The organism is Mucilaginibacter lappiensis, assembly GCF_050433765.1.
Lineage (GTDB): Bacteria > Bacteroidota > Bacteroidia > Sphingobacteriales > Sphingobacteriaceae > Mucilaginibacter > Mucilaginibacter lappiensis_A.
The window spans coordinates 1-6,261 of record NZ_JBNPWP010000020.1 but is presented as its reverse complement, the minus strand read 5'-3'; the positions used below and the strand labels follow the sequence as shown (position 1 = coordinate 6,261).

At 48.0% G+C, this 6,261-nt stretch carries 1 protein-coding gene, 2 tRNA genes and 3 rRNA genes; all 6 read right to left on the bottom strand.

Features of this window, described 5'->3' with window-relative positions; translation table 11 throughout:
* Positions 1 to 247 precede the first annotated feature (247 nt).
* Positions 248 to 359: ribosomal RNA gene (gene rrf / locus M2273_RS30705) — 5S ribosomal RNA — on the bottom strand.
* A 189-nt stretch (positions 360 to 548) separates the two neighbouring features.
* Positions 549 to 3,428, bottom strand: a 23S ribosomal RNA gene (locus M2273_RS30700).
* A 246-nt stretch (positions 3,429 to 3,674) separates the two neighbouring features.
* Positions 3,675 to 3,748: transfer RNA gene (locus M2273_RS30695), tRNA-Ala, on the bottom strand.
* Positions 3,749 to 3,841: 93 nt separating this feature from the next.
* A tRNA-Ile gene (locus M2273_RS30690) sits at positions 3,842 to 3,916 on the bottom strand.
* 299 nt (positions 3,917 to 4,215) lie between these two features.
* Positions 4,216 to 5,737: ribosomal RNA gene (locus M2273_RS30685) — 16S ribosomal RNA — on the bottom strand.
* Together the 16S, 23S and 5S rRNA genes with 2 tRNA genes alongside form the textbook arrangement of a ribosomal RNA operon.
* A 301-nt stretch (positions 5,738 to 6,038) precedes the next feature.
* Positions 6,039 to 6,261, bottom strand: a 223-nt coding sequence (locus M2273_RS30680; protein WP_429402216.1) for a hypothetical protein, incomplete at its 5' end; no start/stop codon positions are given.

Sequence of the window (6,261 nt, the reverse complement as noted above, 5' to 3'; positions counted from 1 at the left end):
ACAAACTTGCAATGCTTACTAAACCCCTTCCTCCCCCCTTCCCCAGGGAAGGAATCACACTACCCCAGGCTTTCTTTTTATTCAGTGGTGACAGCGTTTTGCAAGTAGGGTTACAAATGTATATACCTGATTACCAGGCGTTCATTGGTGTTCCTTCGCGTTCACGGATGTGCATATGAACACCTGGGAGGAAAGTTGATTGCACAAAAAAAGCCCTTGACTGTTTCCAGCAAGGGCTTGATTTAAGATTGGGCACCGACCTACTCTCCCACGTTTTACCGCAGTACCATCGGCTCTGGCGGGCTTGACTTCTCTGTTCGGAATGGGAAGAGGTAGACACCGCCGATATAGGCACCTGAATATTTTTAATGTTTTCTGGTTCGTGGTTTGTGTTGCCTGGTTTCAGTTTTACCCTTAACCCGCAACCGGACACCCGATCCCGATAAACAATGACATATTATTGAAAGAAGCAGTTGAGTCAGAGAAAACAACAGTATTAGTTTTTGCAGTGAGTGTACCCAAAGGCACACTCACCATTATTACCTGCTATGAGAAAGCTTCGGGCAATTAGTATCACTTGGCTATGATGTCACCACCTTTATACCTATGACCTATCAACGTAGTAGTCTCCTACGACCCTCAATGGAAGTCTCATCTTGTGGCTAGTTTCGCACTTAGATGCTTTCAGCGCTTATCTATTCCCAACGTAGCTACTCTGCAATACAGCTGGCGCCATAACAGATTCACCAGAGGTTAGTCCAACCCGGTCCTCTCGTACTAAGGTCAGCCCCACTCAAACTTCCTGCGCCCACAACAGATAGGGACCGAACTGTCTCGCGACGTTCTGAACCCAGCTCGCGTGCCACTTTAATGAGCGAACAGCTCAACCCTTGGGACCTTCTCCAGCCCCAGGATGTGACGAGCCGACATCGAGGTGCCAAACCTCCCCGTCGATATGAGCTCTTGGGGGAGATCAGCCTGTTATCCCCAGCGTACCTTTTATCCTTTGAGCGATGGCCCTTCCATGCAGAACCACCGGATCACTATATCCGTCTTTCGACCCTGCTCGGCTTGTCTGCCTCACAGTCAAGCAAGCTTATGCTATTGCACTCCACGTACGGTTACCAAGCGTACTGAGCTTACCTTTGAAAGCCTCCGTTACCTTTTTGGAGGCGACCACCCCAGTCAAACTACCCGCCAAACAATGTCCCCCGCTATGCAGGGTTAGACACCAAATACAGAAAGGGTGGTATTTCAACGTTGACTAACTGACTCCTAGCGAAGCCAGATCACAGTCTCCCACCTATCCTACACATCCTGTATCCGATATCAATGTTAAGTTGTAGTGAAGGTGCATGGGGTCTTTCCGTCCCGTTGCGGGTAACCGGCGTCTTCACCGATACCACAATTTCACCGAGCTCATGGCTGAGACAGCGCCCAGATCGTTACACCATTCGTGCAGGTCGGAACTTACCCGACAAGGAATTTCGCTACCTTAGGACCGTTATAGTTACGGCCGCCGTTTACCGGGGCTTCGATTCAATGCTTCGCCTTGCGACTAACATCCCCTCTTAACCTTCCGGCACCGGGCAGGTGTCAGGCCTTATACGTCATCTTTCGATTTTGCAAAGCCATGTGTTTTTGTTAAACAGTCGCCTGGGCCTTTTCACTGCGGCTTCCATTGCTGAAAGCGCCCCTTCTCCCGAAGTTACAGGGCCATTTTGCCGAGTTCCTTAGCCATGATTCACTCGAGCACCTTAGGATTCTCTCCTCGACTACCTGTGTCGGTTTACGGTACGGGTTTTTATAACCTGAAGCTTAGCGGGTTTTCTTGGAAGTCTGATTACCTGAACTATCTCGTCCCCCGAAGGTTTCAAGTACTATCAGCTTTCAGCATGGTCTGCGTACTTAACTACAGTCCATATACCTACGGCCTTTAACGAACTATTCCGTCAGTTCGCGTCAGTGTCACTACTCCGTCACCGCATCGCAGTTATAAAAAGTACTGGAATATTAACCAGTTGTCCATCGGCTACGCCCTTCGGCTTCACCTTAGGCCCCGACTAACCCTGATCCGATTAGCGTTGATCAGGAAACCTTAGTCTTTCGGTGGGCGGGTTTCTCTCCCGCCTTATCGTTACTTATGCCTACATTTGCTTTTCTATTCCCTCCACAGTCGGTTGTCCCTCCTGCTTCGCCGGATAATAGAATGCTCCCCTACCAGATGCATTGCTGCAAATCCATAGCTTCGGTATACTGCTTGATGCCCGTTTATTATCCATGCCCGATCGCTCGACTAGTGAGCTGTTACGCACTCTTTAAATGAATGGCTGCTTCCAAGCCAACATCCTAGCTGTCTGTGCAATCGGACCTCGTTAGTTCAACTTAGCAGTAATTTGGGGACCTTAGCTGATGGTCTGGGTTCTTTCCCTCTCGGCCCTGGACCTTAGCACCCAGAGCCTCACTCCAGCGTATATTATTCAGCATTCGGAGTTTATCTGGATTTGGTAGGATTTGACTCCCCCGCACCCAATTAGTAGCTCTACCTCTGAATAACTCAACCGCCAGGCTGTTCCTAAAAACATTTCGGGGAGTACGAGCTATTTCCCAGTTTGATTAGCCTTTCACCCCTACCCACAAATCATCCGGAAACTTTTCAACGTTTATCGGTTCGGTCCTCCAGTACCTGTTACGGCACCTTCAACCTGTCCATGGGTAGATCACAAGGTTTCGCGTCTACCTCCCCTGACTATACGCCCTATTCAGACTCGCTTTCGCTTCGGATCCGTGTCTTAAACACTTAACCTTGCCAGGAAAGAGTAACTCGTAGGCTCATTATGCAAAAGGCACGCCGTCACGGAACAAGTCCGCTCCGACCGCTTGTAAGTACACGGTTTCAGGTTCTATTTCACTCCCCTGTTCGGGGTTCTTTTCACCTTTCCCTCACGGTACTGGTTCACTATCGGTCTCTCAGGAGTATTTAGCCTTACCGGATGGTGCCGGCAGATTCCCACAAGGCGTCTCCGACCTCGCGGTACTCAGGATCCCACTATCCTATCATTACTTACCCGTACGCAGCTCTCATGCTCTATGGCCGGGTTTCCCACCCCGTTCCGGTTCATTTTGATATTCATGTTGTGGTCCTACAACCCCTATTATGCCGTAACATAATAGGTTTGGGCTTCTTCCCTTTCGCTCGCCACTACTCAGGAAATCACTATTGTTTTCTCTTCCTCTGCTTACTTAGATGTTTCAGTTCAGCAGGTTCGCGCATTTATGCAATTAGTCTTCAACTAATTAGGTTTCCCCATTCGGAAATCCGCGGATCAATTCATATTTGCTGATCCCCGCGGCTTATCGCAGCTTATCACGTCCTTCATCGCCTCTGAGAGCCAAGGCATCCCCCGTGTACCCTTTCTTACTTTCTTCTACTCATACGCTTTTGCTCGTATGGTATGCTTTTTTGATCAGATTGCCGTGTTGTCCGTTACGTGTTGTCTGGTTCCGGTTGCCCGTTGCCTATAACATGTAATTTCTAACAGCCAACAACCGTCTCTATACTGTTGTCTTCTCTTTTTCAATTACTTCTTCCAATATGTCAAAGAACTTTACCCCATTCCAATTAAATGGTCATTTGCATGATATCCTATTCCTTTCGGAAAACGGAGGGTGTGTGGAGAATAACGGATTCGAACCGTTGACCCCCTGCGTGCAAGGCAGGTGCTCTAGCCAGCTGAGCTAATCCCCCTTAAGATGTTTTTCGTCATTATATCATCCGGTCATTATGTCATTGCTTTGCAGTTTTGACTTTTTCCTTTTGACTTTTAACTTACCATTATAGTAGTCCCGAGCAGATTTGAACTGCTGACCCCTACATTATCAGTGTAGTGCTCTAACCAAGCTGAGCTACAGGACTTTTTGTTTAGTTTGCAGTTCTGAGTCTTAAGTTCTGAGTCTTAAGTCTTTTCTGACTCATGACCTCCGACTTTGGACTGCATCCTGCCAACCTGATCCTTCGCTCACCTTTCGGCTTCGCTCCACATAGATGGCTTCATCTTTTGGGTTTCCTTTTTGTGTTTATAATAGATAGCAGAGCTACCAGACATCGACACTGAAACTTGCGTCTCAGATCTCATATCTAACATCTCCTTATCTAATTTTAAGAAATAATCATGTAGGTAACACTGTTATGTTACTTAAGGGAAACTGCTCCAGAAAGGAGGTATTCCAGCCACACCTTCCGGTACGGCTACCTTGTTACGACTTAGCCCCAGTTACCGACTTTACCCTAGGACGCTCCTTGCGGTTACGCACTTCAGGCACTTCCAGCTTCCATGGCTTGACGGGCGGTGTGTACAAGGCCCGGGAACGTATTCACCGCGTCATTGCTGATACGCGATTACTAGCGAATCCAACTTCACGGGGTCGAGTTGCAGACCCCGATCCGAACTGTGAACAGCTTTTGGAGATTGGCATCCTGTTGCCAGGTAGCTGCCCTCTGTACTGCCCATTGTAGCACGTGTGTAGCCCCGGACGTAAGGGCCATGATGACTTGACGTCGTCCCCTCCTTCCTCTCTATTTGCATAGGCAGTCTGTTTAGAGTCCCCACCTTGACGTGCTGGCAACTAAACATAGGGGTTGCGCTCGTTGCGGGACTTAACCCAACACCTCACGGCACGAGCTGACGACAGCCATGCAGCACCTAGTTTCGTGTCCCGAAGGACTTGAGCGTCTCTGCTCAATTCACTAACTTTCAAGCCCGGGTAAGGTTCCTCGCGTATCATCGAATTAAACCACATGCTCCTCCGCTTGTGCGGGCCCCCGTCAATTCCTTTGAGTTTCACCCTTGCGGGCGTACTCCCCAGGTGGAATACTTAACGCTTTCGCTTAGACGCTGACCGTATATCGCCAACATCGAGTATTCATCGTTTAGGGCGTGGACTACCAGGGTATCTAATCCTGTTTGATCCCCACGCTTTCGTGCCTCAGTGTCAATGACACCATAGTAAGCTGCCTTCGCAATTGGTGTTCTGTGACATATCTATGCATTTCACCGCTACTTGTCACATTCCGCCTACCTCTAGTGTATTCAAGTTCTTCAGTATCAAAGGCACTGCGATAGTTAAGCTACCGTCTTTCACCCCTGACTTAAAGAACCACCTACGCACCCTTTAAACCCAATAAATCCGGATAACGCTTGGATCCTCCGTATTACCGCGGCTGCTGGCACGGAGTTAGCCGATCCTTATTCTTACCGTACATTCAGCTTTCTTCACGAAGAAAGGTTTATTCCGGTATAAAAGCAGTTTACAACCCGTAGGGCCGTCTTCCTGCACGCGGCATGGCTGGTTCAGGCTTCCGCCCATTGACCAATATTCCTTACTGCTGCCTCCCGTAGGAGTCTGGTCCGTGTCTCAGTACCAGTGTGGGGGGTCATCCTCTCAGATCCCCTAAACATCGTAGCCTTGGTAAGCCTTTACCTTACCAACTAGCTAATGTTCCGCATGCCCATCTTGTTCCTATAAATATTTGATCATTAACAGATGCCAGTCAATGATGTTATGCGGTCTTAATCTCTCTTTCGAGAGGCTATCCCCCTGAACAAGGTAGGTTACATACGTGTTACGCACCCGTGCGCCACTCTCATGGAAAGCAAGCTCTCCAATCCCGTCCGACTTGCATGTATTAGGCCTGCCGCTAGCGTTCATCCTGAGCCAGGATCAAACTCTCCATTGTAAAATGTTTTGTTTGTCACTGACCCTATTATTAATAATAGAATCTGTATATAATGTATCTTTATACAGTTTCTCTCGTTTTCTCATAACTTTTCTTCCGACTTGCCGAAGCGCATCTTCCGATTGTTACACTACATGATTTTCTATTTCTTAAAAGAACTTCTCAGCTTCCCTATCTCAGTTCCGCCTTATATGTTTTGCCTCATTTACATTCGGCCTAACTTTTCATTTTTGTCCGCCGGAATCGCTCCGGCTTCTCTCTTTGTTTACTCACCAACCTGCGTTAGCTTTCTTCTCTTTTGTTACTCGTTAACCGCTGTCAACTTTCTCTTTTTTAACTGGCCAAAATCGCTTTGGCCCTCCCCGCTTTCTCTCTCAGCGTTTCCGCTTTTTTCCTTCCTTCGTTTCGGGAGTGCAAAGGTAAAAACCTTTTTCTTATTTCCAAAACTTATTTTTTTTATTTTTCTAAGTCCCGTTTCCCGCTTTTCAATCCCCTCTTTTCTTCCTTTCTTGCGGGTTGCAAAG